The sequence below is a fragment of the Aeromicrobium yanjiei genome (assembly GCF_009649075.1).
Lineage (GTDB): Bacteria > Actinomycetota > Actinomycetes > Propionibacteriales > Nocardioidaceae > Aeromicrobium > Aeromicrobium yanjiei.
Genome location: NZ_CP045737.1, coordinates 2,373,493 through 2,398,828 on the forward strand (window position 1 = coordinate 2,373,493; position 25,336 = coordinate 2,398,828).

A 25,336-nucleotide genomic window follows, 5' to 3' on the forward strand; every position below is an offset into this window, starting at 1 on the left:
TGGGGTCAGGTGACGTCGACGAGCTTGTAGAGGATCAGCCAGGCGATGGGGGCCACCGCGATCAGGGAGTCCAGCCGGTCCATCAGGCCGCCGTGGCCCGGGAGCAGGTCGCCCATGTCCTTGATGCCGAGATCGCGCTTGATCAGCGACTCCGACAGGTCGCCCAGCGTCGCGAAGACCACGCCGGCGACGCCGAGGATGATCCCGACCCACCAGTCGCCGTCGAGCGCGTAGACGACCGTCGCGATGCCCGTGCCGATGCCGAACAGCAGCGACCCGGCGAAGCCCTCCCACGACTTCTTCGGGCTGATCGTGGGCGCCATCGGGTGCTTGCCGAACAGGACGCCGGCGATGTAGCCGCCGATGTCGGACGCGATCGTCGCGATGATGAAGGCCACGATGCGCCACGGACCGTCGTCCTCCTTCAGCATGAGCAGCACGAACGTGCCCATCAGGAAGAGGTAGGACAGGCTGAAGATGCCCGCACCGACGTCGCGGACGAAGCCGTCCGCGCCCTCGGTCAGGCGCCAGACCATCGTGCCGATCACGGTCAGGGCCATCGCGATCGCGGCGGTCTCCATGCCGCCCCAGTAGCTGCCCACGAGCATCGCGACGCCACCGACGGCCACCGGGACGACCGGCAGCCTGATCCCGGCGGTCGAGAACGCGCGGGTGAGCTCGTACAGGCCGATCAGCAGGGCCACCGCCACGACGGCGATGAACGCCTCCTTGACCAGGGCCAGCGACAGCACGACCATCGCCAGCAGGCCGACGCCCACCGCTATCGAGGCAGGAAGGTTGCGCCCGGCCCGGCTGGTCTTGAGGGACTCCGCAGGAGTCTCCTCGGGAGACTCAGACCTCAAGGAGCTCTGCTTCTTTGTTCTTCAGCAGCTCGTCGATCGCCTCGACATGCTTCTTGGTCAGCGCATCGAGGCGCTTCTCGGCGCCGGTGTTGTCGTCCTTGCTGATCTCGGAGTCCTTCTCGGCCTTGTCGAGCGCCTGCTTGGCGTTGCGACGCGCACCGCGGACCGCGATGCGTCCGTCCTCGGCCTTGGACTTGGCGAGCTTGACGTACTCCTTGCGCCGCTCCTCGGTCAGCTCGGGCAGCGTGATCCGCAGGACCTTGCCGTCGTCGCTGGGGTTCACGCCGAGGTCGGACTCACGAATGGCCTTCTCGATCGCGGGCTTCGCGCCGGCGTCGTAGGGCTGGATGATGACGGTCCGCGGCTCGGGGACCTGGAAGCCCGCGAGCTGGTTGAGGGGGGTCTGCTGGCCGTAGTACTCGGCGGTGATCTGCGCGAACATCGCAGGATGCGCACGACCGGTGCGGATCGCGGCGAACTCGTCGCGGGCGTGCTCGACAGCCTTGCCCATCTTGCTGTCGGCGTCACGCAGGGTCTGGTCAATCACGATGCTCTCCTTGGATGCGTGCTCGCCTAGACAGCGTGCACGAGTGTTCCGATCTTCTCACCGCGCAGGACTCGCGCAATGTTGCCCTCGCCCTCCATGCCGAACACGATCATCGGCAGCCGGTTCTCCATGCACAAGGCGAACGCCGCGGCGTCGACGACCTTGAGCCCCATGCGCAGGGCCTCCTCGAACGTCACGCTGTCGTACTTGACCGCGGTGGGGTCCGTGCGCGGGTCGGCGGAGTAGACCCCGTCGACACCGCTCTTGGACATCAGCACCGCGTCGGCCTTGATCTCCAGCGCGCGCTGCGCCGAGACCGTGTCGGTCGAGAAGTAGGGCATGCCTGCGCCGGCGCCGAAGATCACGACGCGGCCCTTCTCGAGGTGCCGCATCGCGCGCCGCGGGATGTACGGCTCAGCGACCTGACCCATCGTGATCGCGGACTGCACCCGCGTCTCGATGCCCTGCTTCTCGATGAAGTCCTGCAGGGCGAGGCTGTTCATCACGGTGCCCAGCATGCCGATGTAGTCGGCGCGCGAGCGCTCCATGCCGCGCTGGCTCAGCTCGGCGCCACGGAAGAAGTTGCCGCCGCCGACCACGATCGCGACCTCGACGCCCTCGGACACCGCCTCGGCGATCTGCTTGGCGATGCCGTTGACGACATCGGGGTCGATGCCGATCTGGCCGCCGCCGAAGACCTCTCCCGAGAGCTTCAGCAGGACGCGCTTCAACCCGTGACCGGAGGCCGGACCGTCGACGTGCTCAGCAGTGGTCACGAATCCGGCCTCTCGATCAGCGGTTTGAAGGGGGTGTTGCTGGTGCTCAGGCGCCGATCTCGATGTGGGCGAAACGCTTGAGCGTCACGCCGGCCTCATCGAGGAGTGCCTTCACGGTCTTCTTGTTGTCCTGCACCGACGCCTGCTCAAGCAGGACCTGCTCCTTGAAGAAGCCGTTGAGGCGACCCTCGGTGATCTTGGCGATCGCCTGCTCGGGCTTGCCCTCCTCGCGCGCGGTCGCCTCGGCGATCTCGCGCTCCTTGGCGACGATCTCCGCGGGGACGTCCTCGCGCGTGAGGTAGCGCGGTCGCATGGCGGCGATCTGCATCGCGACGCCGCGGGCGACGTCGTGGCTGTCGCCCTCGAACTCGACGAGGACGCCGACGGCCGGCGGCAGGTCGCTCGCACGACGGTGCATGTACGTCGCGACGTTGCCGTCGAAGCTGGCCACACGGCCGAGCTCGATCTTCTCGCCGATGACGACTGCGAGGTCGGCGACGGCCTCGGAGACGGTCTTGCCGTTCTCGAGCTTGGCGCTCGCGAACTCCGCCGCGTCGGCCGGCTTCACCTGGTCGGCGAGGACCGCGAGGTCCTCGGCGAGCTGGATGAACTGCTCGTTCTTGGCGACGAAGTCGGTCTCGGAGTTCAGCTCGACGATCGCGCTGCCGTAGTTGGCGACGAGGCCGGAGGTGGCCTCCCGCTCGGCGCCGCGCTTGGCGGCCTTGGCGGCGCCCGAGATGCGGAGCACCTCGATCGCCTTCTCGAAGTCGCCGTCGGCCTCGGTGAGCGCCTTCTTGGCGTCCATCATGCCCGCGCCGGTGGCGTCGCGGAGCCTCTTGACCTCAGTGGCAGTGATAGCCATGTGTGATTCCTTTGCGAATGTCTGTGCAGATCAGGGGGACGAACGCCGACGTCACGCGGAAGGCGTGGCGTCCTTCTCGGCGACGGCCGGATCGACGGCGACGTCGACCTTGTCGGCGCCCGGAGCAGCGGCCTCGGCAGCGCCGGGGGTCTCGTCCGCGGGAGCGTCGGTCGGAGCCGGCGTCTCAGCCGCGGCCTCGGTCGCAGCGGCAGGAGCCTCGGCAGCCTTCGCAGCGGCGTCGGCGTCCTTCTTCTCCAGCAGCTCGCGCTCCCAGTCGGCCAAGGGCTCCTCGGCACCGAGCTCGGCGCCGGGCTCTTCCTGGCCCGTCTTGGCACCACCGCGGGCGATGAGGCCCTCGGCGACGGCGTCGGCGATGACCCGGGTCAGCAGGCCGACGGAACGGATCGCGTCGTCGTTGCCGGGGATCGGGAAGTCGACGTCGTCGGGATCGCAGTTGGTGTCCAGGATCGCGATGATCGGGATGTTCAGCTTCTTGGCCTCGTCGACCGCGAGGTGCTCCTTCTTCGTGTCGACGATCCACACGGCGGACGGCGTGCGGCCCATGTCACGGATGCCGCCGAGGGTGCGCGAGAGCTTCGCGTACTCGCGGCTCATGCCGAGGAGCTCCTTCTTCGTGCGGTTCGAGCCCGCGACGTCGTCGAAGTCGATCTCCTCGAGCTCCTTCATGCGCTGCAGGCGCTGGTGCATCGTCTGGAAGTTGGTGAGCATGCCGCCGAGCCAACGCTGGTTGACGTAGGGCATGCCGACGCGCTTGGCCTGCTCCTCGATCGGCTCCTGCGCCTGGCGCTTGGTGCCGACGAACAGGATCGTTCCGCCGCGGGCGACGGTGTTCTTGACGAACTCGTACCCGGCGTCGATGTAGGCCAGCGACTGCTGGAGGTCGATGATGTAGATGCCGTTGCGCTCGGTGAAGATGAAACGCTTCATCTTGGGGTTCCAACGACGGGTCTGGTGCCCGAAGTGAACGCCGCTCTCGAGCAGCTGGCGCATGGTGACGACGGCCATGGTCGTATCTCCTTGTGGCACACGTGTGCCGGTCCTGGTTTGACTCACCGCCGGGCGGCGGTGACCTGGCGCCTGCCACATGACGTGGGCCAACCGTCCAGAAGACCGGACGGACCAGGACCACATCCGTATTCAGCTCTCGCGTCATACGGAGGACAGGCGCGCGAATTTCACTTCGACGAAGTGAGTGTGCCCAGTCTAGGGCACCGGACCCCCCGGCACGAAATCCACAGGCGGGCGATCCGACGTGGTTGTCCCCACCCCGTGGCCGAGGGGATGTGCGGGCGGCTCCGCGGGTCTTGGCTGGCCCCATGGGCCGCCCTCTCGCACTCGTTCCGCTCGTCCTGCTGCTCCTGCCGATGGCGGCGGGTCCCGGCTCCCCCGAGAGCTGGTCGTGGCCGCTGGACGACCACGCGGTGGGCGAGAAGTTCGATCCGCCGGCCGATCGTTACGGCGCAGGTCACCGCGGCATCGATCTCCACGGATCGGTGGGTGACAGCGTCCGGGCGGTCGCCCCGGGTCGGGTCGTCTTCGCCGGCCAGGTGGGCGGCGTGCCGGTCATCTCGATCGACCACGGCGGCGAGCGCTCGACCTACCAGCCCGTACGGGCGCGGGTCCGCAAGGGAGACGCGGTGCGGGCCGGAGAGGTCGTCGGCACGCTGCTCGGCACCCGCAGCCACTGCCCCGGGCCGTGCCTGCACCTCGGCCGCCGGGTGGGCCGCGACCACCTCGACCCGCTGGACCTGCTGGGCACCGGACGGTTCCGGCTCATCAGCCCGGACGGTCCTGCCCCGCAGCCGCCCGCCGGGGTCGACGGTGACCTGCGGCGTCCTGTCGGTGGACCGATCACCTCACCCTTCGGCATGCGGGTCCACCCCCTCACCGGGGTGCGCAAGCTGCACGACGGCACCGACTTCGGCGTGCCGTGCGGCACCCCGGTGCACGCATCGGGCGCCGGCACGGTCGTCGAGACCGGGTACGCCGGCGCGTACGGCACGCGGGTCGTCGTCCGCCACTCCCCCGGCCTCGAGACGACCTACAACCACCTCAGCGTCGTCTCGGTCTCGGCCGGACAACGCGTCCATCCGGGCCAGACCATCGCCCGCTCCGGCACCACGGGGTTGTCGACCGGCTGTCACCTGCACCTCATGGTCGTGGAGGGCGGCAGGCCCGTGGATCCGATGCCACGGCTGTGACGGGAGCTCAGGACCATACCGGCAGGATGTTCCTCATGGATCCCCTCTTCACCCTCCCCAAGGCCGAGCTCCACCTGCACATCGAGGGAACTCTCGAGCCGGAGCTGGTGTTCGCGCTCGCCCGCCGCAACAAGCTCGCCGTCCCGTTCCCCGACGTGGAGTCGCTGAGGGCGGCCTACCAGTTCGACGACCTCGTCTCGTTCCTCGGTCTCTACTACTCGTGCATGGACGTGCTGCGCACCGAGGAGGACTTCGCCGACCTGGTCACGGAGTACGCCGATCGCGCTGCCGCCCAGGGGGTGCGGCACGTCGAGATGTTCTTCGACCCGCAGGCGCACACGTCCCGGGGGATCCCGCTCGACGTCGTGATGGCAGGGCTGACCCTGGGCGTCGAGCGCGCACGGGCCACCCACGGCATGTCCACGGGCCTCATCGCGTGCTTCCTGCGCGACCGCCCGGTCGTCGAGGCGCACCAGACCCTCGAGGCGCTCGCGCCGCACGCGGACGCGCTGCTCGGCGTCGGCCTGGACTCCGCCGAGGTCGGCTACCCGCCGTCGCTGTTCACCGACGTCTTCCGGGAGGCTCGCGGCCTCGGCCTGCGGGTCGTGGCACACGCTGGCGAGGAGGGACCCCCGTCGTACGTCTGGGAGGCGCTCGACCTGCTCGGGGTCGAGCGCATCGACCACGGGGTCCGGGTGCTGGAGGACGAGGCGCTGGTCCGCCGCATGGCGGTCGAGCGCATGCCGCTCACCGTCTGCCCGCTGTCCAACGTCCGGCTGCGCGTGGTCCCCGACGTGGCCTCGCACGCCCTGCCGGCCCTGCTCTCCGCCGGGCTGGTCGCCACGGTCAACTCCGACGACCCCGCCTACTTCGGCGGCTACGTCGGCGACAACTTCGTGGCGCTGTCGCGCGATCTCGGCATCGACCGGGACGGCTGCGCGCTGCTGGCCCGCAACTCGTTCCTCGCCTCGTTCATCGACGAGGACCGGCGCAAGGAGCTCTTGGTCGAGGTCGACCAGTGGGAGCGCGACGTCCGTGAGGTCATGCCCTCGGGTGGGCGAGCCTGAACGCGCTGCGGAGGCGCTCGTTGCTGACGTGCGTGTAGATCTGGGTCGTGCCGAGCGAGGCGTGGCCGAGGATCTCCTGCACGCTGCGCAGATCGGCGCCGCCCTCGAGCAGGTGGGTGGCGGCGGTGTGGCGCAGACCGTGCGGCCCCAGGTCGGGCGCCCCGTCGACCGCGGCGAGGCGCTCGTGCACGATCCGACGCACCGCACGCTGGTCGATGCGGCCCCCACGAGCACCGAGGAACACCGCGGCGCCGCTGGACTCGGTCGCGAGCTCCGGGCGACCTCGCTCCAGCCAGAGCTCGACCGCGTCGGACGCCGGCAGGCCATACGGGACTGAGCGCTCCTTGCGGCCCTTGCCCAGGACGCGGACGACGCGGCGCTCGCGGTCGAGGTCGTCCACGTCGAGACCGACGAGCTCCCCCACCCGGATCCCGGTGGCGTAGAGGAGCTCGAGGATCGCGAGGTCGCGCAGGCCCCGGGCCCCGTCGTCGACCAGGGCGTCGGTCGTGGCGTCGAGCAGACCCCGCACCTCTGTCTCGCTCAGGGCGACGGGCAGCTCGCGGTGCGACTTGGGGTTGACCAGCAGAGCCCCTGCGTCGGAGTCCGCCCGTCCTGTGCGGGCCAGCCAGGTCGTGAAGACCCGGGCGGACGTCGCCCGACGTGCGAGCGTCGTGCGCGCCTTGCCCATCGTCTGCAGGTGGGCGAGCCAGCTGCGCAGGGTGCGGATCGTCAGCTGGGCGGGGTCGTCGACGCCGAGACGACCTGCGTGGGAGGCCAGGCTCTGCAGGTCGGTGAGGTAGGCGCGCACCGAGTGGACCGAGAGGTCACGCTCGGCCCGGAGGTGCTGCTCGTACGCGGCGAGGACGCCCGACCATGCCTCGGTCAGCTCGTCCGGTGTCTCGGAGGTCATCGGCTCCAGTCTCCAGCGCGGCCGCGCTCAGCCGGTGTCGGCGCGCCGGACCAGGACCCAGCCGTCGCTCGTCCGGGAGGCCAGGCCGAGCCCCTCCAGCCGGTCGAGCGCCGCGTGCACCTCGTGCCCCGTGAGGCGCACCGCGGTCGCGATCTGCCCGGGGGTCCGCGCGTCCCGCCAGTCGAGCCCCTCGAGGGCCGATCGCATCGCCGGGGACAACGCGTCGAAGGCCGTGGTCGGCCCCTCGACCTGCGACACCTCCGCGCCGAGACCGCCGAGCTCCTCCAGGACGTCCTGGCCGGACGTCACGAGCACGGCCTTGCCCTCGCGGAGGGCCACGTGCACCCCGCCGGAGGACTGCGACGTCACGGGGCCGGGGACGCCCATCGTGGTGCGACCCAGCTGATCGGCCCAGTTGAGCGTGTTGAGCGAGCCGCTGCGCACGGCGGCCTCCACCACGACCGTGCCACGGCTGAGGCCGGCGATGATCCGGTTGCGGGACAGGAACCGGCCCTTCAACGGCGTCTCCCCCGGCGCCTGCTCGCTGATCACGAGGCCGTCCTCGGCGATGCGCGCGAGGAGCGCGGAGTGGGAACGCGGGTAGTCGACGTCCGCGCCGCACGCGAGCACCGCCACCGTGGGTCGTCCAAGGGCCAGCGCGCCGCGATGGGCGCAGCCGTCGATGCCGTAGGCCGCCCCGCTCGTCACGGTCCACCCCGCGTCGGTCAGGTCCGCGCCCAGGTCGGAGGCGACCTCGGCCCCGTACGTCGTGCAGTCACGCGCGCCGACGATCGCGACCGCCTGGTCGCAGAGCGCTCGCAGGCTCCCCTTCCCGCGGACCCACAGACCGAGCGGCGCACCTGCGGTGCCCTGGAGCGACAGCACGTGGTCGAGGTCCGCGAGGGACGTCGGCCAGTCGCCGTCGCCCGGACAGACCCATCGCAGGCCCGTCGACTCCGCGCGGGCCATCGCGCGGTCGACTCGGTCGGCCAGGTCGCGGGCCCGCTCGGTCCAGGCCTCGGGGAGGTGCTCGTCGGGCAGCTGGACCTCTCCGCGCACCGCGCTCAGCACCCGGCCCGGGTCGTGGACCCGCAGCAGATCGCGCAGGCGTACGTCGCCCGGCTCCACGACCAGGCTCAGCGCCAGACGCTCCTGCCGGGTCATGAGGCCTGCACCAGGTCGCGGAGCGAACCCCCGAGGGCAGTGCCCCGGCGCAGCGACAGCGCCGACTCGACGTCGTCGCCCCGCGGGACGTCGTGGCCGTTGAGGTCGGCCACGCTCCAGGCGAGTCGCAGGATGCGGTCGGCGGAGCGGGCGTTGAGCTTGTTGGTGCGCAGCTGCTGGTCCATCAGCACCCGGCCCTGGTCGCTGACCGGCCAGCTCTTGCGCAGCTCCACACCCGGCACCTCGCTGTTGAGGCGCCACGGCGTCTCCCGCAGCCGACTCCCCTGCCGATCGCGCGCCTCCAGCACGACGGCTGCGAGATCTCGTGTGGAGCGGGCCCCACCCAGGGCCGACACCACGTCGGGCCGGGACAGCGAGGGCAGGGACCGGTGGATGTCGATGCGGTCGCGAATGGGCCCCGACAGCCGGTCCGCGTAGCGCCGGCGCATCAGCGGCGTGCACCGACACTGATCGGCCACCGCAGAGCTGAGACCGCACGGACAGGGATTCGCAGCCAGGACGAGCTGGAAGCGAGCCGGATAGGCCGCTGTCATGGCGGCCCTGGAGACCACGACGCGACCGCTCTCGAGCGGTTGACGCAGGGCCTCCAGCACGTTGGACGCGAACTCGGGTGCCTCGTCGAGGAACAGGACGCCGTGGTGCGCGAGGCTCAGCGCCCCGGGGCGGATCACGCGACTGCCTCCGCCGACGATCGAGACCGCGCTGGCCGTGTGATGCGGGTCGAGGAACGGCGGCCGGGTCAGCAGCGGCGCGTCGCTGGGCAGGACTCCCGCGACCGAGTGCACCGCGCTGACCGCGAGCGACTGCTCGCGGGTCAGGTCCGGCAGCAGCCCCGGGAGCCGTTGGGCGAGCATCGTCTTGCCGATCCCCGGCGGACCGGTCATCAAGAGGTGGTGGCCACCCGCGGCGGCGACCAGCAGCGCCATGCGCGAGTCCTCCTGGCCGGAGATGTCGGCCAGGTCGAGGTGGGCCAGGCGATCGGCCGACGTCCAGGAGATCGACGGGGTGTCGTCGAGCGGCGGCACGGGCGGGTCGTCCGGCTGCTGCTCCCCCGTCAGCAGCGCGACGGCCTGCCGCAACGATCGGACACCCACGACATCGATGCCCGGGACCAGCTCGGCCTCGGGCACGTTGACCTCCGGGACGAACACCCGCTCATAGCCGGCCTCCGCAGCGGCGAGGGTCGCCGGCAGGACGCCGCGGATCGCGCGCAGCCGTCCGTCGAGGGCAAGCTCACCGAGGAACACCGAGCCGCTCAGGCGATCGGCCGGCACCAACGACTTCGCCGCGAACACCGCCAGCGCGATGGCCAGGTCGTAGTGCGAGCCGGTCTTGGGCAACGTCGACGGTGCGAGGTTGATCGTGACCCGCTGGTCGGGCCAGGTCGTGCCGGAGTTGGAGACCGCCGACCGGCACCGGTCCCGCGCCTCGTTGACCATCGTGTCGGCCAGGCCCACCAGGACCGTCGTCGGCAGCCCGCCGCCGATGTCGACCTCCACCTCGATGGGTCGGCCCGAGAGCCCGTCGAGCGTGACCGAGTGGGTCGCCGCCGCCATCACGCGACCCCGGTGATGCGCTCGACGACCGGACCGCCACGGGGCGGGACCACCACCGAGATGACGTCGATGCGGATGCTCGGCGGGGAGATGTCGTGCACCTCGAGCCAGTGCATCGCGAGCCGTCGCAGCCGTGCGGCCTTCTGCCCGGTGATCGCCTCGAACGGACCACCGTGCCCGTACGACGTGCGCGTCTTCACCTCGCAGATCACCAGGGTCGAGCCGTCGCGGGCGACGATGTCGATCTCGCCGAACTTGCAGGTCCACTGGGTCGCCAGCACGACCATGCCGATGGATCTCAGGTGGTCGGCCGCGATCCGCTCGCCGTAGTCGCCGACACCCTTGTTGCGTTCGTAGGTCATGCCCTCGAGCCTCGCGGCCCCGAGGGCGGGGATCCAGCGGTCCCGCGCGGCCTGTGGACAGCCCACGGGCGCTGGGCGCGCTGTGGACATCCGGCCCTAGAATCGCCCGGTGACCGCACTGACGAGACCCTTTCGTGGCCTGATCCTCGCGGTGCAGTTCCTGACCCGGATCCCGACACCCCAGGTCAAGGACTTCCACGCCGACGACATCGGACGGTCCGCCCCCTGGTTCCCCGCCGTGGGCCTCATCGTCGGTCTCGCGGTCGCCGTGCCGGTCGAGCTGCTGTCGGACCGACCGCAGCTCGCGGGACTCGCCGGGCTCGTCGTGTGGGTGTGGGTCACCGGCGCGCTACACGTCGACGGTCTCGGCGACGTCGCCGACGCACTCGGGGCCTCCCACCGCGACCCGGCTCGCTATGCCGCCGCGCTGAAGGACCCCCACATGGGCGCCTTCGGCGTCGTGACGGTCGTGCTCCAGCTCATCGCCAAGTTCGTCCTGCTGTCAGAGGCCGCGCAGCAGGATCTGACCTGGGTCATCGTCCTCGTCCCGGCGTGGGCGCGGTGGATCAGTCTGGCGCTCCCCCGTCTGACGACGTCGCTGCAGGCCGGCCTCGGCGAGCGCTTCGGCGGCCACATCACCTGGCCGACGGTCGCGGTGTGGCTGGTCGCACTGTCCGCCGCGAGTGTCCTGACCGCACCGCCGCTGCTAGTGGCCATCCCGCTCGCCGGGCTCGTGGCCCTCTACTGGCACCGGCGCCTGGGCGGCGTGTCCGGCGACGGCCTCGGCGCCAGCACCGAGATCTCCGAGACCCTGCTGCTCATCGCCCTCATCGCGCCGACGTTGAGCTGAGTCTCACTCGGCTTCGGGCACCTTGAAGTCCGAGCCCTGCAGCTCCTCGACGTTGACGTCCTTGAACGTCAGCACCTTGACGTTCTTGGCGAAGCGGGCGGGCCGGTAGATGTCCCACACCCACGCATCGTTCATCGACACCTCGAAGTACGCGTCGCCGGTCTCCGAGCGCACCTTCACGTCGACCGCGTTGCACAGGTAGAAGCGCCGGTCGGTCTCCACGACGTACTTGAAGATCGAGACGACGTCGCGATACTCCCGATAGAGCGCGAGCTCCATCTCCGACTCGTACCGCTCCAGATCTTCTGAGCTCATGCCGATCGCTCCATCGCTGCCTTGACGTTCACGTAGGTCTTGCGGTGCTGGTCGCACGGACCGTGGTCCCGCAGGGCCGCCTGGTGCACGGGAGTGCTGTAGCCCTTGTGCGTGGCGAAATCGTACGCCGGGAAGTCCTCGTGCATGCGCACCATCAGGCGATCGCGCGTCACCTTCGCGACGACGGACGCGGCTGCGATCGAGGCCGACACGCGGTCGCCCTTCCAGATCGCCAGCCCCGGGACGCCGAGGCCGTCGACCGGGAAGCCGTCGGTGAGGACGTAGCCGGGACGGACCTCGAGGCGCCACAGCGCGCGCCGGAGGGCCGCGATGTTGGCCTGGTGCAGCCCCATCTTGTCGCAGTCGGCCGCCGGGACGATCACGACCGACACGTCGGCCGCCCGCGCCATGATGAGGTCGAAGCACTCCTCACGACGCTTCTCGGTCAGCAGCTTGGAGTCGGCCAGCCCGGGGATCTGTCGGTCCAGGACGACCGCAGCGGCCACCAGCGGGCCTGCGCAGGCGCCGCGGCCTGCCTCGTCGACACCCGCGACGGGCTCGAGGCCCTGGCGGGCGAGCGCGCGCTCGTAGCCGTACAGCCCGGCGTCGCGCCGGATCGTCGAGCCCTTGGCCAGGCGGGTCATCGGCGGGTCACTTCCCGTTGACGGCTTCGAACGTGTCGGGCTTGTGGATGAACCCGGCGCGGCCGAACGGCCACACACGGACCCAGGCCTTGCCCACGACCGACTTCTCCGAGACCTGTCCGCCACCCGGATCGCCCTGGTGCGCACGCGAGTCCGAGGAGTTGCCGCGGTTGTCGCCCATGACCCACAAGTAGCCCTTGCGGACCTTGACCTCGAACGTCTGGTCCTTGGTCGCGCTCTCGTCGAGCAGATACGGCTCGTCGAGCTCCTTGCCGTTCACGGTGAGCTTGCCCTCGCTGCAGCACCGGATCGTGTCGCCGCCGACGCCGATCACGCGCTTGATGAGATGCCCGCCGGTCGGGAACAGGCCGATCTTCTCCATGCTGCTCTGCACGACGTTGCTCGCCTTGCGGGAGTCCTCCGGGGCCAACCAGCCTCCCGGGTCGTCGAAGACCACGATGTCGCCGCGCTTGATGTCACCACCCCAGTAGGAGACCTTCTGGACCAGGATCTTGTCGTCGACCAGCATCGTCGGCTCCATCGACTCCGACGGGATGTAGAACGCCTGGAGGAAGAACGTCTTCACCACGATGGCCATCACCATGGCGGTCGCGACCAGAAGGATCGACTCCTTCCAGACGGGGAGCTGCCGCTTCTTGTCACTCACGCGGTGAGCCTAGCCGGACCGCGCAACGAGTCCGGTCCTGCACTCGCGTGTCGACGACGCCCGGTCAGGGCTCGCCCACCCGGGCGAATGCGCGCGTGCCGTCGACCGACCCGATGCGTCCGAACGGCCACACCCGCACCCACGCCTTGCCCACGACGCTCGACTCGCGGATGAACCCGCGACCGGGGTCACCGGCGTGCTGGGGGGACGCGAGCGAGTTGCCGCGGTTGTCGCCCATGACCCACAGGCTGCCCTTCGGCACGATGACGTCGAAGCGGGTGTCCTTGGTGACCGACGGGTCCAGGACGTACGGCTCGTCGATCTTCTTGCCGTTGACGGTCAGCCGGCTGTCGGTGCAGCACGCGACGTGGTCGCCGCCGACACCGATGACCCGCTTGATGAGGTGGCCGCCGCTCGGCAGCAGGCCGACCTTCTCCAGCGCACGCTGGAACGGGTTGCTCGCAGCACGGGCATCACCCGGGCCGAGCCAGCCCCCGGGATCGTCGAACACGACGATGTCACCGCGCTGGACGTCACCGCCCCAGTAGGAGACCTTCTGGACGAGGATCTTGTCGTCGACCATCATGGTCGGCTCCATCGAGCCCGAAGGGATGTAGAAAGCCTGGACGAAGAACGTCTTGACGACGATCGCCAGGAGCACTGCCACCACGACCAGCAGGATCGACTCCTGCCAGATCGGGAGCTGCCGACGCCGACGTCCGCCTCTCGGCGGGTCGTCGGTCGTCGGCAGCGGGCGCAACTCAGACGTCGCGCTTCTCCTTGATCTTGGCGGCCTTGCCGCGCAGGTTGCGCAGGTAGTACAGCTTGGCGCGACGGACGTCACCGCGGACGGCCACGTCGATGTGGTCGATCACGGGGGTGTGCAGCGGGAACGTACGCTCCACGCCGACGCCGAAGCTGACCTTGCGGACCGTGAACGTACGGCCGACGCCCGAGCCCTGGACCTTGATGCAGACACCCTTGAAGACCTGGATGCGCGAACGGCTGCCCTCGATGACCTTCACGTGGACCTCGAGCGTGTCGCCCGCACGGAAGCTGGGCAGGTCGGTACGCAGCGACTCGCTGGCGACCTGGTCGATGATGTTCGTCATGGTTCTGCTCCTCGCTGGTGCCACAGGTCACCCACGGATGGTGGTTCGAAAGGAAGTGGTGCGGCGGTGATCGACGGTTCCCCTGTGGCAGAGCCGTCCGGCGCCAAGGGTCAATGTTGCCACATCGGTGCACGTCCGAGCCAATCGGCCTTGGCCCGCGGCGCCGGCCGACGCCGACGCGCCCGCCGGGTGACCGGCGGACGCGTCGGGTCGTGCTGGGACGAGCGATCTGACGCTCAGACGAGGGCGTAACCCTCCTCACCGTGCAGCACCGAGTCGATGCCGGCCGCCTCCTCGTCCTGGTGGATGCGGAAGCCGATCGTGCGGTCGATGACCGTCGCGATGCCGTACGACACCACGAAGGAGTAGACCGCGACGCCGAGCGCGGAGATGGCCTGCAGGATCAGCTGGTCGAAGTTGCCTCCGCCGGTGAACAGGCCCGTGTCGATCGCGAAGAAGCCCAGGTAGAGCGTGCCGATGACGCCGGCCACCAGGTGGATGCCGACGACGTCGAGCGAGTCGTCGTAGCCGAACTTGAACTTCAGGTCGACCGCGATCGCGCAGACGCCGCCCGCGAGCAGGCCGAGCGCGATCGCCCAGATGGGCTGCAGAGCCACGCAGGACGGCGTGATCGCGACGAGGCCGGCGACGGCACCCGAGGCGGCTCCGACCGAGGTGGCCTTGCCGTTCTTGAAGTGCTCCACGATGATCCAGCCGAGGATGCCGGCCGCGGGGCACACGATCGTGTTGACGAAGATCAGCGTGGCCGATCCGTCGCCGGCCGCGGCGCCGGTGTTGAAGCCGAACCAGCCGAACCACAGGATCGCCGCGCCGATGAGCACGAGCGGGACGTTGTGGGGCTTCTGCAGGTCCTTGCTGAAGCCGACCCGCTGGCCGAGCACGAGCGCGAGGGCCAGGGCCGCGGCGCCCGCGTTGATGTGGACCGCGGTGCCGCCGGCGAAGTCGATCGTCGAGGCGTCGATGCCGAGGTTGTCACCGAGGTTGCCGACCCAGCCCGTCATGCCGTCGTCGTTGAACGCGAAGACCCAGCCGGCGACCGGGAAGTAGACGAGCGTGGCGAACAGGCCCGCGAACAGCATCCACGGGAAGAACCGCGCGCGGTCGGCGATCGCACCCGAGATGAGCGCCACGGTGATGATCGCGAAGGTCGACCCGTACGCAACGCTGGCCAGGACTCCCCCGTCGCCCCCGGCGAACGAGTCCTTGGCGGCGTCCCACTGGCCGAAGTCGGAGAACGGGTTGCCGAGCACCTGCTTGATCCAGTCGTCGCCGCTGTTGTCCAGCGTGGCCATGTTGGCGCCGAAGAGCACCCACAGGACGGCGACCAGACCGATGGCTCCGAAGCTGAGCATCATCATCGAGACGACGCTCTTGGCCTTCACGAGGCCTCCGTAGAAGAACGCCAGGCCCGGCGTCATGAACAGGACGAGAGCTGCGGAGATGAGCAGCCAGATAGTTCCGGGGGTCATGAGAAACCTCTCTGAGGGGGGTGTCGTTCGGCCGGCACAGCGACGCTGCTGCTGTCGGACGCGAGTGACACTGTTGCGGTGAGAGGTTTTGCGAGGCTTGCCTCAGCATGTCCGTGGTGTTACGTGACACGCGATCGTGTTAAATCCACGTCGCATCGGCCCGGCCGCACCCCGGGGTTCCGGGCAGATCGGCCGGTCAGGACAGCAGGTCGGGGCGGCGGCGGCGCGTACGCTCGACGGCCTGCTCACGACGCCACGCGGCGATCGCGGCGTGGTTGCCCGACAACAGCACCTCGGGCACGTCCCGTCCTCGCCACGACGCGGGCTTGGTGTAGACGGGGTACTCCAGCAGGCCGTCCTCGCCGTGGGACTCCTCCACCAGCGACGCGGGATTGCCCATGAACCCCGGCACCAGCCGAACGATGGCCTCGATCATGGCCAGGGCCGCGACCTCTCCCCCGTTGAGCACGAAGTCGCCGAGAGAGATCTCCTCGACCCGCCAGCGGTCCGACGCCTCGTCGATCACGCGCTGGTCGATGCCCTCGTAGCGGCCGCACGCGAACACCAGGTGCGACTCTGCGCTCAGGCGCTCGGCCGTGCGTTGGGTGAACGGCGCGCCCGACGGTGTGGGGACGACGATCACGGCCTGCTCGCTCGCGAGCGAGTCGAGTGCCTCACCCCATGGCTCGGCCTTCATGACCATGCCGGCACCGCCACCGTAGGGGGTGTCGTCCACGCTGCGGTGCTTGTCGCGGGTGAAGTCGCGCAGGTCGTGGGTCCGGATCGTCAGCAGCCCCGACGACTGCGCTTTGCCGGCGAGCGAGAGCTGCAGGGCGTCGAGGTACGCCGGGAAGATCGAGACGACGTCGATGCGCACGTCAGACCTCGAGGTCGGAGGCCGCGTTCTCGGCCTTCGACGGGTCCAGCAGGCCGTCGACGTCCTCGACGGTGACGAATCCGCCACGGACGTCGACCACCGGGACGAGCTCGGTGACGAACGGGATCAGGACCTCACGCCCGTCGATGTCGACGGCGAGGGTGTCCTGGAAGGGCAGGTGCACGAGACCGGTCACGGTGCCGACCACCGCGTCGCCCGAGCGGACCTCGAGCCCGACCAGCTGGTGGTCGTAGAACTCGTCGGGGTCCTCGGGCAGGTCCGCGGGGTCCACCTCGGCCTCGAGCACGACACCGTGCAGGGCCTCGGCGGCATTGCGGTCGGGCACCTCGTCGAACGCGACGACGAGGCGGCCACCGTGGTGGCGCGCCTTCGTGACGGTCAACGTGCGTGCGCCGGCAACGACAGACGAGCCCGGGGCGAAACGCCGGTCGGGCTCGTCTGTGCGGATGTCGACGTTCAGCTCACCACGGATTCCGTGGGCACGGCCGATGCGGCCGATGACGACCAGCATCGTCAGCTGCGGCGATCCACGTCCACGAAGTCGATGCGCGCGCCGCCTCTACCGGCGATCGCGCCCGCGACCTTGCGGACGGCCGTGGCCGTGCGGCCCTGTCGGCCGATGACCTTGCCGAGGTCGTCCGGGTTGACCCGGACCTCGAACAGCTCGCCGCCTCGCGTCTGCTTGACGCGGACGTCGACGTCGTCAGGGCTGTCGACGATGCCGGCGACGAGGTGCTCGATGACCTCCACGAGGGGTGCGGCCACGATCAGGCCTTGCCCTCGTCGGCCTTGGGCTCGTCGGCCTTGGGCGCGTCGGCCTTCGGCTCCTCAGCCTTCGGCTCCTCAGCCTTGGGCTCGTCGGCCTTGGGCTCGTCGGCCTTGGGCTCGGCCTTCTTGGCGGCGGCCTTCTTGGTCACTGCTTCCGACTTGGACTCGCTGTGGAGCTCCTTGAGGGCGTCCTGGAAGATGTCTTCCTTCGAACGCTTCTCCTCGGCGAACTTCATGGTGTTGTTGCCACCGATGTCACCGGTGATCTTCAGCAGGGCGGCGACGGCCTCGGTCGGCTGCGCGCCGACTCCGAGCCAGTACTGCGCGCGCTCGCCGTCGACGTTGATGATCGACGGGTCGGCCTTGGGGTTGTACGTGCCGATCTCCTCGATCACGCGGCCGTCGCGCTTGGTGCGCGAGTCGGCGACGACGATGCGGTAGAACGGCGTACGGATCTTGCCCATGCGCTTCAGGCGAATCTTGACTGCCACGAGTGTGGTGTCTCCTCAGATGTGTGTGTGGTTGAGCTGCCGGTGACGCGTGGGGACACGGCCGACGAGATCGGTGAGCCGGACTGCGTCGAGATGAGAGGGTCCCGACACGTACGGACGCAAGGACTCATTCTGCCAGAGTTCCGCCACCGGCTCCAATTCGGCCCCGATCGACTCCCCCGGCGTGCGACCGGGGCGCCCACCCGGGCGGGCCGAGGACGTACCCGAGCTTGTCGCGGACCCCCCGGGCCTGCCGGACGTCCTGCCAGATCTTCTTGTACTCGCCGTACTGCAGCGACCACACGTTATACGTGTCGACGGGGACGGTGAGCCCGTACGTGGGACGGTGCAGCTCGGGCTGGAACGAGCCGAACAGGCGGTCCCAGACGATGAAGATGCCGCCGTAGTTCCGGTCCAGGTAGATCGCGTCCGAGCCGTGGTGCACCCGGTGGTGCGACGGGGTGTTGAAGACCGCCTCCCACCAGCGGGGGAACTTCTCGATCTTCTCGGTGTGCAGGTGGAACTGCCAGATCAGATTGAGCGAGAAGACGAAGTAGATCATCCACGGCGGGACGCCCAGCAGGGGCAGCGGCAGCCAGATCATCACCTCGAACCACTGGTTCCACTTCTGCCGCAGAGCAGTCGAGAAGTTGAAGAACAGGCTCGAGTGGTGGGCCTGGTGGCCGGCCCAGCCGATGCGGACACGGTGCGCGAAGCGGTGGTAGACGTACCAGAGGAAGTCCACGCCGATGATGACGCCGACCCACGTCCAGGGGTTGCTCGCCGAGAGGTGCCAGGGCGCGACGTGGACGTAGAGGACCGTGTAGAGCAGGAACGCGGCGGTGCGGAAGACCGCGGAGAACGCGATCGAGGCGCCGAACATCGTCAGGCTGGTGCGGGTGTCCTCCGCGAGATAGCCCTTGACCTGGTGCGCGGACTGCTCGTCACGATCGTGCGCCTCCTCGCGACGGACCGCGAACATCTCGATGACCATGAAGAGCAGGAAGAACGGGATCGCGGCACCAGCCGGATCCTTCAGGTTGTGCGAAAAGGCGTCCCACATGCCGCGATTGTGGCACGCGGGAGGGCCCCCGTGTCAGCGATATGACCCGATTGACACTTCAGTGGTCACTGGCGGCGGACGCGGCGGCCGGAGATCACGCTCGGCCGCAGCACGATGAGCACGTCCCGCTCCCCCGGGGCCCACGGCCGCGGCCTGGCGCCCGCCGCCACCTGGGCGACGAGGTCGGGATCGTCGACCCGCGCAGTCGTCCCGCGCGCCATGACGTCCCACCCCTTTTGGTAGATGTCGTCGTGATGGTCCACCGCGAAGGCGACGTCGTCGTGCCCGTCGGCCAACGAGGAGATGGCCGAACCCGACATCGTCCGGAAGTACACGTCCTGACCGTGCAGCACGAAGTTGACCGGCAGGAGCTGCTGCCCCTCTGCATCCACGAACGCGAGCCAGCCGACCGTGGTCGTGGCCATGAGCTCGAGGCACTCGTCCTGCGAGATCTCCGTGAACCGTCCCGGGCTGCGCACCATGACTTCTCCTCCTGCTCGTCCGGCCACCATCCTCACATGAGCGCCATCGGCCCGCCTATGCTCGCGACATGGCCGACCTCACGATCCTGCATCATCCCGCGTGCTCGACGTCCCGCCACGCCCTCGACGAGGCCGCGGCGGCCGGTGTCGACGTCGACGTCGTGCAGTACCTCAAGCAGCCGCTGTCCCGCGCCGAGCTCCTCGAGCTGATCGGCCGCCTCGAGGACTCCCCCGCCGACCTGGTGCGCAAGGACGGCTTCTTCAAGGGGCTCGAGCTGGACCCCGCGGCGTACGAGACGCCGGAGGCCGTCGCGGACCTCCTCGTCGAGCATCCCCGCCTGATGCAGCGTCCGGTGCTGGTCCGCGGTGACCGGGCGATCATCGGACGCCCGAAGGACCGGGTCGCGGCCTTCCTCGCCGGCCGCTAGGCGCTCGGCGCCGCGAACTGCGCGGTGTAGAGCCGCTCGTACGCCCCGCCGGCTGCCCGCAGCTCCTCGTGCGTGCCCTGCTCGACGATGTGCCCCTCCTCCATCACCACGATGTGGTCGGCGTCGCGGATCGTGGACAGGCGGTGGGCGATGACGAACGACGTCCGCCCCGACCGCAGCAGCTCCATCGCCCCCTGCACGAGCGACTCGGTGCGGGTGTCGACCGAGCTGGTCGCCTCGTCGAGCACGAGGATCGACGGATCGGCCAGGAACGCGCGGGCGATCGTCAGCAGCTGGCGCTGGCCTGCGCTGACGTTGGTCCCCTCGTCGTCGATCACGGTGTCGTAGCCGTCCGGCAGCGTACGGACGAAGTGGTCCACGAACGCGGCCTCGGACGCAGCGATGATCTCGGCCTCCGAGGCGCCCTCGGCACCGTACGCGATGTTCTCGCGGATCGTGCCCTTGAAGAGCCAGGTGTCCTGCAGCACGACGCCGAAGTTGCGCCGCAGCGGTCCCCGGTCCATCCGCGCGATGTCGACGCCGTCGAGGGTGATGCGGCCGGCGTCCACGTCGTAGAAGCGGAGCACGAGATTGGTCAGCGTGGTCTTGCCGGCTCCGGTCGGGCCGACGATCGCGATCGTCTGCCCGGGCTCGGCGACCAGGTCGAGGTGCTCGATCAAGGGCTCCCCCGGCACGTACGAGAACGACACGTCCTCGAACACCACCCGGCCGCGCACCGGATCGGGGAACGGCGCATCGGCCTCGTCGGGACGCTCCTCGTCCTCGTCGAGCAGGGCGAAGACGCGTTCGGCCGACGCGACACCCGACTGCAGCACCTGGATCATCGCCGCGAGCTGGGTCAGCGGCTGGGTGAACTGGCGCGAGTACTGGATGAACGCCTGGACGTCGCCGATGCTCAGCGATCCCGACGCCACGCGGAGCCCGCCGATGACCGCGACGAGCACGTAGTTGATGTTGCTGATGAACATCATCACCGGCTGCACGACGCCGGAGATGAACTGGGCCTTGAAGGACGCCTCGAAGACCTTGGCGTTGCGCGCCTCGAACTCCTCACGCGCCTCGGCCTGGCGGCCGAAGACCTTGACCACCTCGTGGCCCGTGAAGACCTCCTCGATGTGCCCGTTGAGGCGACCGGTGCTGGCCCACTGCTTCATGAACTGCGGCTGCGACCGCTTGGTGACCGCGCGGGTGATCACCAGCGCGAGCGGGATCGTGAGCAGCGCGACGATCGCGAGCAGGGGCGAGATCACGATCATCATCGCGAGCGTGCCGATCACCATGAGCAGCGACGTGAGCAGCTGGCTCATGGTCTGCTGGAACGACTGCGCGATGTTGTCGATGTCGTTGGTCGTGCGTGAGAGCACCTCGCCCCGCTCGGTGCGGTCGAAGTACGACAGCGGCAGCCGGTTGAGCTTGGCCTCGACGTCGTCGCGCAGCCTCGCCACGGTGCGCTGCACGACGATCGTGGTGATGCGGCCCTGGAACCACTGGAGCAACGACGCCAGGACGTACAGCACGAGCACGCCGCCCAGCACCCACGACAGGCTCGTGAAGTCGATGCCCGAGCCGGGCTGCAGGTCGACCGACCCGACGAGGGACGCGAGCTGGTCCTTGCCCTCGGCGCGGAGCTCGTCGACGACCTCGGCCTTCGTGGCGCCCGCCGGGAACTGGTCGGACAGATATCCCGTGAAGACGATGTCGGTCGCCCGGCCGAGGACCTTGGGCCCGATCACGGACAGCGACGTCGCGATGACGCCGAAGGCCACGACCCCCCAGATGAGCCGGCGCTCGTCGAGCACCCGGTCGGCGAGACGGCGCAGCGTGCCCTTGAAGTCCTGTGCCCGGGCCGGCGGCATGCCCATGCCGGCGAGCGCGGGCCCTCCCGGACGTCCCCCGCTCATCGCGCGGCCTCCTCGAGCGTGAGCTGGGACAGCACGATCTCGCGGTAGACCTCGCAGGTGTCCATGAGCTCGTCGTGGCGCCCGGTGCCGACGACCCGCCCCTCGTCCAGCACGACGATGCGGTCGGCGCCGCGGATCGTGGACACCCGCTGGGCCACGATTACCACCGCGGCGTCGGCGGTGACCGTGCGCAGTGCGGCACGCAGGGCGGCGTCGGTGCCGTAGTCCAGCGCCGAGAAGGAGTCGTCGAACAGGTAGATCGCGGGACGCTTGATGATCGCGCGGGCGATCGCGAGCCGCTGGCGCTGACCGCCGGACACGTTGGTGCCGCCCTGCGCGATCGGTGCGTCCAGCTGCTCGGGCATCCGCCTCACGAAGTCGGTGGCCTGGGCGATCTCAAGCGCGGCCCAGACCTCCTCGTCGGTCGCGTCCGGCCGGCCGTAGCGGACGTTGGAGCCGACGGTGCCCGAGAACAGGAAGGGGCGCTGCGGCACCAGGCCGATCGCTGCCCACACGTCCTCGGGGTGCAGGGAGCGGACGTCGTGGCCGTCGATCTCGACCGTGCCAGCGGTCGCGTCGAACAGCCGCGGGATCAGCCCGAGCAGGGTCGACTTGCCGCTGCCGGTCGAGCCGATGATCGCGGTGGTCTCGCCGGGCCGCGCCACGAGATCGATCCCGTGCAGGACGTCCTGCTCCGCGCCGGGGAACGCGAACGAGGCGTCCCTGACGTCGACACGTCCCTCGGTCAGGGTCACCGGGACGGCGTCCGCGGGGGCCTGCACGCTGGGCTCGGTCTCGAGCACCTCGGTGATGCGCTCGGCCGAGACCTCCGCGCGCGGCCACAGCATCAGCATGAAGGTCGCCATCATGACCGACATGAGGATCTGGACCAGGTAGTTCTGGAACGCCGTGAGGGTGCCCACGTCGAGGTCGCCGCTGCTGATCCGATAGCCGCCGAACCAGGTCGCCAGGACCACCGAGACGTTCATGATCAGCATGACGATCGGGAACATCATGGCCATCAGGCGGCCGACCGCGATCGCGACCTCCATGTTCTCCCGGTTGGCGTCGCCGAATCGCCGAGCCTCGTAGTCCTCCTTCACGAACGCCCGGATGACCCGGATGCCCATGATCTGCTCGCGCATGACGCCGTTGATGCCGTCGATCTTGACCTGGAGCAGCCGGAACAGCGGCCGCATCTGACGGATCACGAGACCGATGCTGATGACGAGGGCCGGGATCACGAGCAGCAGCAGCCCCGACAGCTCGACGTCCTGGCGCAGCGCCATGACGATGCCGCCGAAGCACATGATCGGTGCGGTCACGAGCAGGGTCAGCGCCATGAAGACGATGAGCTGCACCTGCTGGACGTCGTTGGTGGACCGGGTGATCAGGGTCGGCGCGCCCAGCTGGGCCATCTCGCGGGCGGCGAACGTCTCCACCTTGCTGAACACCCCGGCCCGCAGGTCGCGACCGAGCGCCATCGCCGTGCGCGCGCCGTAGTAGACCGCGACGATCGTGCACACGACCTGCAGGATCGTGATCGCGAGCATCACCAGGCCGGTGCGGACGATGAATCCGGTGTCGCCGAGCACGACGCCGCGGTCGATGATGTCGGCGTTCAGGCCGGGCAGGTAGAGGTTGGCGAGCGTCTGCACGAGCTGGAAGAACAGCACCACTGCGATGGGACGCTTGTACGGCGCGAGGTACGTCCTCAGCAGCGGCAACAGCATTGCCTCAGGCTATCCCCCGCGCCCTCCTGCGGCCGTCCGGAATCGGCCCCGCCGACCCCCTCTCTTCGCGGTTTCCCAGGAGAACCCCGGAAACCGGCAGGGCACCCCTGTCGTCACCGGGGTGACGCGTCGGTTTCCGGGGTTCTCCTGGGAAACTGCGGGCGGGCGGGCGGGCGGGCCGGAGGGCTAGACGATGAGGTTGAGCGCGAGCACCACGATCAGGCCGCTGACCGACAGGATCGTCTCCATGATCGACCAGCTCTTGATGGTCTGGCCGACCGAGAGGCCGAAGTACTCCTTGACCAGCCAGAAGCCCGCGTCGTTGACGTGGGAGAAGAAGACCGAGCCCGCGCCGATCGCGAGGACCAGCAGCGACACCTCGCCGCTCGGCAGGTCCGCGGCCACCGGGACCATGATCCCGGCCGCGGTGATCGTGGCGACCGTGGCGGATCCGGTCGCGACGCGGATGACGACCGCGACGAGCCAGGCGATCAGCAGGACGGACACCCCGCTGTCGCGGACGAAGTCCGCCACGACCTCGGCGATGCCGGTGTCGACGAGCGTCTGCTTGAAGCCACCGCCGGCGCCGACGATCAAGATGATGCCGGCGATCGGCGGCAGCGAGCTGCTGAGGACGTCCGACACGTCGTCCTTGGACATGCCCGTGGCCACGCCGAAGGTGAACACCGCCACGAGGACCGCGATGAGCAGCGCGACGAACGGCTCGCCGATGAAGTCCAGGACGCTGCGCAGCGTCGTCCCGTCGTCGACCAAGATGTCGCCGAACGCCTTGCCCATCATCAGCACGACCGGCAGGAGCACCGTCGCGAGCGTGACGCCGAAGCTCGGGCGGCGGTCGCGCTTCTGCGTCGTCGAGGCGTCGAACAGGTCGCCGGCCGGCACCGGGACCCAGCGGTCGGCGAAGCGGGCGAAGACGGGGCCGGCGACGATGATCGTCGGGATCGCGACGAGGACGCCGAGACCGAGCGTGAGGCCCAGGTTGGCGTCGACCAGGTCGATCGCGGCGAGCGGACCGGGGTGCGGGGGCACGAAGCCGTGCATCGCGGACAGCCCGGCGAGGGCCGGGATGCCCAAGGAGATGATCGACCGCTCGGCCCGCTTGGCCACCAGGAAGATGACCGGCATCAGCAGCACGAGACCGATCTCGAAGAACATCGGCAGGCCGATGATCGCGCCGATCGCGGCCATCGACCACGGCAGCATGCGGGGGCTCGAACGCCCCACGATCGTGTCGACGATCTGGTCCGCTCCACCGGAGTCCGCCAACAGCTTGCCGAACATCGCACCGAGCGCGATCAGCACGCCGACGCCGGACACCGTGCTGCCGACACCGGCACTGAAGCTGCCGACGACGTCCAGCATCGCCCGGCCGGCGATCGCGCCGACCGTCAGGGCGCCGAGGATCAGTGCCAGGAAGGGGTGCAGCTTGAAGTACGTGATCGCGATGACCAGCACAGCGATGCCGATCAGCGCGGCGGTGATCAGCTGTCCGGTGCCGGCGACGGCCTCGACCGGCTCAGGAGCGGCGGCAGCGGCGAGGGCGGCGAGCATCATGCGGGATCTCCTTCGGACAGACCGGACCGGTCGATGAACTCGTCGACGATCTCGGCCGGGGACGGGGTGATGTCGAAGACCCAGCCGCGTTCATCGTCCTCGAGCGGCTCGAGCGTCTGCTCCTGCGACTCCAGCAGCGAGGACGGCATGAAGTGGTCTCGTCCCTCCATGCGGGACTTGATGAGGTCGTGCTCACCCACGAGGTGCAGGAACATCACCCGCGGAGCCGCGTCCACGAGGACGTCGCGGTAGGCCCGACGCAGCGCCGAGCAGCTGATGACGCCGCCGCTGACCTCGCGGGCGGCCAGCCAGGCGCCGATGTCGGCGAGCCACGGCCAGCGGTCCTCGTCGGTCAGCGGGGTGCCGGCCGACATCTTGGCGATGTTGGCCTCCGAGTGCAGCGCGTCGCCGTCCTCGTAGTCGACCTCGAAGCGCTCGGCGAGCTCGTGCCCCACGGCGGACTTGCCCACCCCGGAGATGCCCATGACGACGACCAGCGGGTGTGCCTTCATTGCTCGAACGTATCGCAAGTGGTTGCTGCGTGACTC

29 protein-coding genes are annotated in these 25,336 nt (G+C 69.5%); 4 read left to right on the forward strand and 25 right to left on the reverse strand.

Annotation, left to right across the window (positions count from 1 at the left end; translation table 11 throughout):
• Positions 1–5: 5 nt before the first annotated feature.
• From GEV26_RS11660 to rpsB, 5 genes are all read right to left on the reverse strand, one after another.
• The gene (locus tag GEV26_RS11660; RefSeq protein WP_153653237.1) at positions 6–863 is read right to left on the reverse strand and encodes a phosphatidate cytidylyltransferase; all 858 of its coding nucleotides are present in this window, start codon (positions 861–863) and stop codon (positions 6–8) included.
• Positions 853–1,374, reverse strand: a complete 522-nt coding sequence (gene frr, locus GEV26_RS11665; protein WP_153911136.1) for a ribosome recycling factor — start codon at positions 1,372–1,374, stop codon at positions 853–855. Before frr ends, GEV26_RS11660 begins: the two co-directional genes overlap by 11 nt.
• A 62-nt stretch (positions 1,375–1,436) precedes the next feature.
• Positions 1,437–2,186, reverse strand: a complete 750-nt coding sequence (pyrH, locus tag GEV26_RS11670) for a UMP kinase (protein WP_243838719.1) — start codon at positions 2,184–2,186, stop codon at positions 1,437–1,439.
• A gap of 46 nt (positions 2,187–2,232) precedes the next feature.
• A complete protein-coding gene (tsf, locus tag GEV26_RS11675) occupies positions 2,233–3,048 on the reverse strand; it encodes a translation elongation factor Ts (protein WP_153653239.1) in 816 nt (271 codons plus the stop codon).
• A gap of 51 nt (positions 3,049–3,099) precedes the next feature.
• Positions 3,100–4,074: a 30S ribosomal protein S2 gene (gene rpsB / locus GEV26_RS11680; RefSeq protein WP_153653240.1), complete on the reverse strand. Its 975-nt coding sequence runs from the start codon at positions 4,072–4,074 to the stop codon at positions 3,100–3,102.
• Positions 4,075–4,385: 311 nt separating this feature from the next.
• Here rpsB and GEV26_RS11685 point away from each other — a divergent pair, with 311 nt between their 5' ends.
• Together GEV26_RS11685 and GEV26_RS11690 are read left to right on the forward strand one after the other, a co-directional pair.
• Positions 4,386–5,270: a peptidoglycan DD-metalloendopeptidase family protein gene (locus tag GEV26_RS11685; RefSeq protein WP_153653241.1), complete on the forward strand. Its 885-nt coding sequence runs from the start codon at positions 4,386–4,388 to the stop codon at positions 5,268–5,270.
• A 35-nt stretch (positions 5,271–5,305) separates the two neighbouring features.
• Positions 5,306–6,337, forward strand: a complete 1,032-nt coding sequence (locus GEV26_RS11690; protein WP_153653242.1) for an adenosine deaminase — start codon at positions 5,306–5,308, stop codon at positions 6,335–6,337.
• Here GEV26_RS11690 and GEV26_RS11695 read toward each other — a convergent pair.
• From GEV26_RS11695 to GEV26_RS11710, 4 genes are read right to left on the reverse strand one after another with little or no spacing between them, the layout of a single operon-like run.
• Positions 6,312–7,247, reverse strand: coding sequence for a tyrosine recombinase XerC (locus GEV26_RS11695; RefSeq protein ID WP_153653243.1), 936 nt, complete (start codon positions 7,245–7,247; stop codon positions 6,312–6,314). The two genes, GEV26_RS11690 and GEV26_RS11695, sit on opposite strands and share 26 nt — an antisense overlap.
• Before the next feature lie 27 nt (positions 7,248–7,274).
• Positions 7,275–8,411 (reverse strand): DNA-processing protein DprA, encoded by a 1,137-nt coding sequence (gene dprA, locus GEV26_RS17985; protein WP_208430956.1) that lies wholly within the window; start codon positions 8,409–8,411, stop codon positions 7,275–7,277.
• The gene (locus GEV26_RS11705; RefSeq protein ID WP_208430957.1) at positions 8,408–9,988 is read right to left on the reverse strand and encodes a YifB family Mg chelatase-like AAA ATPase; all 1,581 of its coding nucleotides are present in this window, start codon (positions 9,986–9,988) and stop codon (positions 8,408–8,410) included. The genes dprA and GEV26_RS11705 overlap by 4 nt, the downstream gene beginning before the upstream one ends.
• A complete protein-coding gene (locus GEV26_RS11710; protein ID WP_153653245.1) occupies positions 9,988–10,350 on the reverse strand; it encodes a YraN family protein in 363 nt (120 codons plus the stop codon). The genes GEV26_RS11705 and GEV26_RS11710 overlap by 1 nt, the downstream gene beginning before the upstream one ends.
• 109 nt (positions 10,351–10,459) lie before the next feature.
• On the opposite strand from GEV26_RS11710, the gene cobS reads away from it, so the two are divergent.
• On the forward strand, positions 10,460–11,200 hold the full coding sequence (gene cobS, locus GEV26_RS11715; protein ID WP_208430958.1) for an adenosylcobinamide-GDP ribazoletransferase: 741 nt from the start codon (positions 10,460–10,462) through the stop codon (positions 11,198–11,200).
• 3 nt (positions 11,201–11,203) lie between these two features.
• Here the strand turns inward: cobS and GEV26_RS11720 are convergent, their stop codons facing one another.
• The 12 genes from GEV26_RS11720 to GEV26_RS11775 all read right to left on the reverse strand — a co-directional run bounded on the left by GEV26_RS11720 (position 11,204) and on the right by GEV26_RS11775 (position 19,130).
• The gene (locus GEV26_RS11720; RefSeq protein WP_153653246.1) at positions 11,204–11,515 is read right to left on the reverse strand and encodes a DUF2469 domain-containing protein; all 312 of its coding nucleotides are present in this window, start codon (positions 11,513–11,515) and stop codon (positions 11,204–11,206) included.
• Positions 11,512–12,159, reverse strand: coding sequence for a ribonuclease HII (locus tag GEV26_RS11725; RefSeq protein WP_153653247.1), 648 nt, complete (start codon positions 12,157–12,159; stop codon positions 11,512–11,514). The genes GEV26_RS11720 and GEV26_RS11725 overlap by 4 nt, the downstream gene beginning before the upstream one ends.
• A 7-nt stretch (positions 12,160–12,166) precedes the next feature.
• On the reverse strand, positions 12,167–12,826 hold the full coding sequence (gene lepB / locus GEV26_RS11730) for a signal peptidase I (protein WP_243838723.1): 660 nt from the start codon (positions 12,824–12,826) through the stop codon (positions 12,167–12,169).
• A gap of 64 nt (positions 12,827–12,890) precedes the next feature.
• Complete coding sequence (lepB, locus tag GEV26_RS11735) at positions 12,891–13,586, reverse strand: signal peptidase I (protein WP_243838725.1); 696 nt, start codon at positions 13,584–13,586, stop codon at positions 12,891–12,893.
• Between the two features lies 1 nt (position 13,587).
• The gene (rplS, locus tag GEV26_RS11740) at positions 13,588–13,938 is read right to left on the reverse strand and encodes a 50S ribosomal protein L19 (protein WP_153653248.1); all 351 of its coding nucleotides are present in this window, start codon (positions 13,936–13,938) and stop codon (positions 13,588–13,590) included.
• 236 nt (positions 13,939–14,174) lie between these two features.
• Positions 14,175–15,428 (reverse strand): ammonium transporter, encoded by a 1,254-nt coding sequence (locus GEV26_RS11745; RefSeq protein WP_153653249.1) that lies wholly within the window; start codon positions 15,426–15,428, stop codon positions 14,175–14,177.
• Positions 15,429–15,624: 196 nt separating this feature from the next.
• Positions 15,625–16,305 (reverse strand): tRNA (guanosine(37)-N1)-methyltransferase TrmD, encoded by a 681-nt coding sequence (gene trmD / locus GEV26_RS11750; RefSeq protein WP_153653250.1) that lies wholly within the window; start codon positions 16,303–16,305, stop codon positions 15,625–15,627.
• Between the two features lies 1 nt (position 16,306).
• Complete coding sequence (gene rimM / locus GEV26_RS11755) at positions 16,307–16,837, reverse strand: ribosome maturation factor RimM (protein ID WP_153653252.1); 531 nt, start codon at positions 16,835–16,837, stop codon at positions 16,307–16,309.
• A 2-nt stretch (positions 16,838–16,839) separates the two neighbouring features.
• Positions 16,840–17,091, reverse strand: a complete 252-nt coding sequence (locus tag GEV26_RS11760) for an RNA-binding protein (RefSeq protein ID WP_153653254.1) — start codon at positions 17,089–17,091, stop codon at positions 16,840–16,842.
• A 2-nt stretch (positions 17,092–17,093) separates the two neighbouring features.
• Positions 17,094–17,585 (reverse strand): 30S ribosomal protein S16, encoded by a 492-nt coding sequence (gene rpsP, locus GEV26_RS11765; protein ID WP_153653256.1) that lies wholly within the window; start codon positions 17,583–17,585, stop codon positions 17,094–17,096.
• A 127-nt stretch (positions 17,586–17,712) separates the two neighbouring features.
• Positions 17,713–18,648, reverse strand: coding sequence for a sterol desaturase family protein (locus GEV26_RS11770; RefSeq protein ID WP_153653258.1), 936 nt, complete (start codon positions 18,646–18,648; stop codon positions 17,713–17,715).
• Between the two features lie 65 nt (positions 18,649–18,713).
• A complete protein-coding gene (locus GEV26_RS11775) occupies positions 18,714–19,130 on the reverse strand; it encodes a pyridoxamine 5'-phosphate oxidase family protein (protein ID WP_194839837.1) in 417 nt (138 codons plus the stop codon).
• 68 nt (positions 19,131–19,198) lie between these two features.
• On the opposite strand from GEV26_RS11775, the gene GEV26_RS11780 reads away from it, so the two are divergent.
• Complete coding sequence (locus GEV26_RS11780) at positions 19,199–19,558, forward strand: arsenate reductase family protein (protein ID WP_153653262.1); 360 nt, start codon at positions 19,199–19,201, stop codon at positions 19,556–19,558.
• Here the strand turns inward: GEV26_RS11780 and GEV26_RS11785 are convergent.
• The 4 genes from GEV26_RS11785 to GEV26_RS11800 form a co-directional block, all read right to left on the reverse strand.
• Positions 19,555–21,480, reverse strand: a complete 1,926-nt coding sequence (locus tag GEV26_RS11785; protein ID WP_208430761.1) for an ABC transporter ATP-binding protein — start codon at positions 21,478–21,480, stop codon at positions 19,555–19,557. The genes GEV26_RS11780 and GEV26_RS11785 overlap by 4 nt on opposite strands.
• Complete coding sequence (locus GEV26_RS11790; RefSeq protein WP_153653263.1) at positions 21,477–23,213, reverse strand: ABC transporter ATP-binding protein; 1,737 nt, start codon at positions 23,211–23,213, stop codon at positions 21,477–21,479. The genes GEV26_RS11785 and GEV26_RS11790 overlap by 4 nt, the downstream gene beginning before the upstream one ends.
• 186 nt (positions 23,214–23,399) lie before the next feature.
• Positions 23,400–24,788 carry a GntT/GntP/DsdX family permease gene (locus GEV26_RS11795; RefSeq protein ID WP_208430760.1) on the reverse strand — a complete coding sequence of 463 codons (1,389 nt, stop codon included), beginning with the start codon at positions 24,786–24,788 and terminating at the stop codon, positions 23,400–23,402.
• Entirely contained in the window at positions 24,785–25,300 is a 516-nt protein-coding gene (locus GEV26_RS11800) for a gluconokinase (RefSeq protein WP_153653265.1), read from the reverse strand. The genes GEV26_RS11795 and GEV26_RS11800 overlap by 4 nt, the downstream gene beginning before the upstream one ends.
• Positions 25,301–25,336 lie beyond the last annotated feature (36 nt).

Excerpts from the sequence above, each read along its gene's own strand:
- GEV26_RS11795 (WP_208430760.1), bottom strand. The coding sequence starts at position 24,788 with ATGATGCTCGCCGCCCTCGCCGCTGCCGCCGCTCCTGAGCCGGTCGAG.
- rpsB (WP_153653240.1), bottom strand. The coding sequence starts at position 4,074 with ATGGCCGTCGTCACCATGCGCCAGCTGCTCGAGAGCGGCGTTCACTTC.
- GEV26_RS11710 (WP_153653245.1), bottom strand. The coding sequence starts at position 10,350 with ATGACCTACGAACGCAACAAGGGTGTCGGCGACTACGGCGAGCGGATC.
- rplS (WP_153653248.1), bottom strand. The coding sequence starts at position 13,938 with ATGACGAACATCATCGACCAGGTCGCCAGCGAGTCGCTGCGTACCGAC.
- tsf (WP_153653239.1), bottom strand. The coding sequence starts at position 3,048 with ATGGCTATCACTGCCACTGAGGTCAAGAGGCTCCGCGACGCCACCGGC.
- GEV26_RS11800 (WP_153653265.1), bottom strand. The coding sequence starts at position 25,300 with ATGAAGGCACACCCGCTGGTCGTCGTCATGGGCATCTCCGGGGTGGGC.
- GEV26_RS11685 (WP_153653241.1), top strand. The coding sequence starts at position 4,386 with ATGGGCCGCCCTCTCGCACTCGTTCCGCTCGTCCTGCTGCTCCTGCCG.
- GEV26_RS11690 (WP_153653242.1), top strand. The coding sequence starts at position 5,306 with ATGGATCCCCTCTTCACCCTCCCCAAGGCCGAGCTCCACCTGCACATC.
- GEV26_RS11695 (WP_153653243.1), bottom strand. The coding sequence starts at position 7,247 with ATGACCTCCGAGACACCGGACGAGCTGACCGAGGCATGGTCGGGCGTC.
- GEV26_RS11780 (WP_153653262.1), top strand. The coding sequence starts at position 19,199 with ATGGCCGACCTCACGATCCTGCATCATCCCGCGTGCTCGACGTCCCGC.
- GEV26_RS11770 (WP_153653258.1), bottom strand. The coding sequence starts at position 18,648 with ATGTGGGACGCCTTTTCGCACAACCTGAAGGATCCGGCTGGTGCCGCG.
- GEV26_RS11775 (WP_194839837.1), bottom strand. The coding sequence starts at position 19,130 with ATGGTGCGCAGCCCGGGACGGTTCACGGAGATCTCGCAGGACGAGTGC.
- frr (WP_153911136.1), bottom strand. The coding sequence starts at position 1,374 with ATGGGCAAGGCTGTCGAGCACGCCCGCGACGAGTTCGCCGCGATCCGC.
- GEV26_RS11720 (WP_153653246.1), bottom strand. The coding sequence starts at position 11,515 with ATGAGCTCAGAAGATCTGGAGCGGTACGAGTCGGAGATGGAGCTCGCG.
- dprA (WP_208430956.1), bottom strand. The coding sequence starts at position 8,411 with ATGACCCGGCAGGAGCGTCTGGCGCTGAGCCTGGTCGTGGAGCCGGGC.
- rimM (WP_153653252.1), bottom strand. The coding sequence starts at position 16,837 with ATGCTGGTCGTCATCGGCCGCATCGGCCGTGCCCACGGAATCCGTGGT.
- GEV26_RS11725 (WP_153653247.1), bottom strand. The coding sequence starts at position 12,159 with ATGACCCGCCTGGCCAAGGGCTCGACGATCCGGCGCGACGCCGGGCTG.
- GEV26_RS11790 (WP_153653263.1), bottom strand. The coding sequence starts at position 23,213 with ATGCTGTTGCCGCTGCTGAGGACGTACCTCGCGCCGTACAAGCGTCCC.
- GEV26_RS11785 (WP_208430761.1), bottom strand. The coding sequence starts at position 21,480 with ATGAGCGGGGGACGTCCGGGAGGGCCCGCGCTCGCCGGCATGGGCATG.
- GEV26_RS11745 (WP_153653249.1), bottom strand. The coding sequence starts at position 15,428 with ATGACCCCCGGAACTATCTGGCTGCTCATCTCCGCAGCTCTCGTCCTG.
- GEV26_RS11705 (WP_208430957.1), bottom strand. The coding sequence starts at position 9,988 with ATGGCGGCGGCGACCCACTCGGTCACGCTCGACGGGCTCTCGGGCCGA.